The 2,434-nt window shown below is 71.2% G+C and carries 2 protein-coding genes and 1 rRNA gene; all 3 read left to right on the top strand.

Features of this window, described 5'->3' with window-relative positions:
* Positions 1-88: ribosomal RNA gene (gene rrf / locus ACFY8U_RS35835) — 5S ribosomal RNA — on the top strand; the annotation flags it as partial.
* A gap of 213 nt (positions 89-301) precedes the next feature.
* Complete coding sequence (locus tag ACFY8U_RS35830) at positions 302-1,585, top strand: hypothetical protein (RefSeq protein WP_389576294.1); 1,284 nt, start codon at positions 302-304, stop codon at positions 1,583-1,585.
* Positions 1,522-2,325, top strand: a complete 804-nt coding sequence (locus tag ACFY8U_RS35825; RefSeq protein WP_389576293.1) for a tetratricopeptide repeat protein — start codon at positions 1,522-1,524, stop codon at positions 2,323-2,325. The genes ACFY8U_RS35830 and ACFY8U_RS35825 overlap by 64 nt, the downstream gene beginning before the upstream one ends.
* The last annotated feature ends 109 nt before the right edge of the window (positions 2,326-2,434 follow it).

The following is a 2,434-nucleotide window of genomic DNA, read 5'->3' as shown; positions in this document are numbered from 1 at the left end:
CGGTTACATTCCGAACCCGGAAGCTAAGCCTTTCAGCGCCGATGGTACTGCAGGGGGGACCCTGTGGGAGAGTAGGACGCCGCCGAACAATCTTTCAGGACCCTTGGTCCCAGCGTTCACGCTGGGACCAAGGGTCCTTTTGTTTTTCCTTGATTATTTCCGAAGCGCGTCGGAGTGCCGACTGCGCGAGAATGACTGCAGTACCCGAAGACAGGAGTCACGTCGATGTCCACCAACTCTCCCGACGATCGTCCGGAGCGCGAGCCGCGTCGTAAGGACGGCGGCGAGCGGGGCGGCTTCCGTGGCCCGCGTCGTGACGACAACCGTGGCGGCGGCAGCGGCGGCGGTTTCCGTCGCGACGACAACCGTGGCGGCGGCAGCGGCGGTGGTTTCCGTCGCGATGACAACCGTGGCGGCGGCTCCGGCGGTGGCTTCCGTCGTGACGACCGTCGTGACGACAACCGGGGTGCCGGCTCCGGCGGTGGTTTCCGTCGTGACGACAACCGTGGCGGCGGCAGCGGCGGTGGTTTCCGTCGTGACGACAACCGTGGCGGCGGCTCCGGCGGTGGTTTCCGTCGTGACGACAACCGTGGCGGCGGCTCCGGCGGTGGTTTCCGTCGTGACGACAACCGGGGTGCCGGCTTCGGTCGTGACGACCGCCCCTCGTTCCGTCGTGACGACAACCGGGGTGACAACCGTGGCGGCGGTTTCCGTCGCGATGACCGTCCGCGTGACGACCGTCGGGACGACCGTCCGTCGTTCCGTCGTGACGACCGTCCGCGTGATGACCGTCGTGACGACAACCGCGGTGGCGGTTTCCGCCGCGACGACCGCCGTGATGACAACCGTGGCGGTGGCTTCCGTCGCGATGACCGTCCGCGTGACGACCGTCGGGACGACCGTCCGTCGTTCCGTCGCGACGACCGTCCCCGTGACGACCGTCGGGACGACCGCCCCTCGTTCCGTCGTGATGACCGTCGTGACGACAACCGTGGCGGCGGTTTCCGCCGCGACGACCGTCCCCGTGACGACCGCCGGGATGAGCGCCGCGACGACCGTCCCTCGTTCCGTCGCGACGACCGGCGTGACGACAACCGTGGCGGTGGCTTCCGGCGTGACGACCGTCCGTCGTTCCGTCGTGACGACCGCCCGCGTGATGACCGCCGTGACGACAACCGCGGTGGCGGTTTCCGCCGCGACGACCGGCCGCGTGACGACCGCCGGGACGACCGTCCGCGCGACGACCGTCCCTCCTTCCGTCGCGACGACCGGCGGGACGAGCGGCCGTCGTCGTTCCGTCGTGACGACCGTCCCCGTGACGACCGCCGTGAGGGCGGTTTCCGCCGCGACGACCGGCCTCGTGGGCCCCGTCGTGACGACAGCCGGGATGGTGGCTTCCGCCGTGACGACCGGCGTGACGACAGCCGCGGTGGCGGTTACCGCGGGCGCGACGACCGGGGTGGCTACGGCCGCCGGGACGACCGTGACCGGGACCGTCCGGACCGCGCGCCCATCAAGCGGCTGCCGATCCCGGACGACGTCACGGGCGAGGAGATCGACGCGGACGTACGCCAGGAGCTCATGAGCCTGCCCAAGGGGCTGGCCGAGGACGTCGCCCGTAACCTCGTCATGGTCGCCAACCTGATCGACGAGGACCCCGAGCAGGCGTACGCGTACTCCCGTATCGCCCTGCGGCTCGCCTCGCGTGTCGCCGCCGTCCGTGAGGCCGCCGGCTTCGCCGCGTACGCCACGCAGAAGTACTCCGAGGCGCTGGCCGAGTTCCGGGCCGCGCGGCGGATGACCGGTGGTGTCGAGCTCTGGCCCGTCATGGCCGACTGCGAGCGCGGCATGGGCCGGCCCGAGCGGGCGCTCGCCATGGCCGGTGAGCCCGAGGTGGGCAAGCTGGACAAGGCCGGGCAGGTCGAGATGCGTCTCGTCGCCGCCGGCGCCCGTCGGGACATGGGGCAGCTCGACGCCGCCATCGTGACCCTCCAGAGCCCCGAGCTCGCGTCCACCGCCGTCCACCCGTGGACCGCGCGTCTGCGGTACGCCTACGCCGACGCTCTGCTCGCGGCCGGGCGTGAGGACGAGGCCCGTGAGTGGTTCGCCAAGACGGTCGAGTCGGACAAGGACGGGGCCACGGACGCCTCCGACCGGCTCGCCGAGCTGGACGGTGTCGAGTTCGTGGACGCCATCGACGAGCTGGACGAGTCCGAGGAGTCCGAGGAGTCGGAGGAGACCGACGCCGTCGACGAGGCGGACCAGGCCGACGACGAGGACGACGAGGACGACGAGGACGACGAGGACCTGGACGACAAGGCGTAGGCGCTGATGTCGTAAGGGAACGGAGAAGGGGGGGCCCCCCGCCCGGGGGGCGCCCCGCGCCAAGTGCAAAGTCCAGCGCCCGGCGTGGGAGGACCAACCCCCGCGCCCC

This window comes from Streptomyces sp. NPDC012508, assembly GCF_042902595.1.
Lineage (GTDB): Bacteria > Actinomycetota > Actinomycetes > Streptomycetales > Streptomycetaceae > Streptomyces.
Note: the sequence above shows the minus strand (reverse complement) of the source record. Positions and strands in the feature narration are given on the sequence as shown.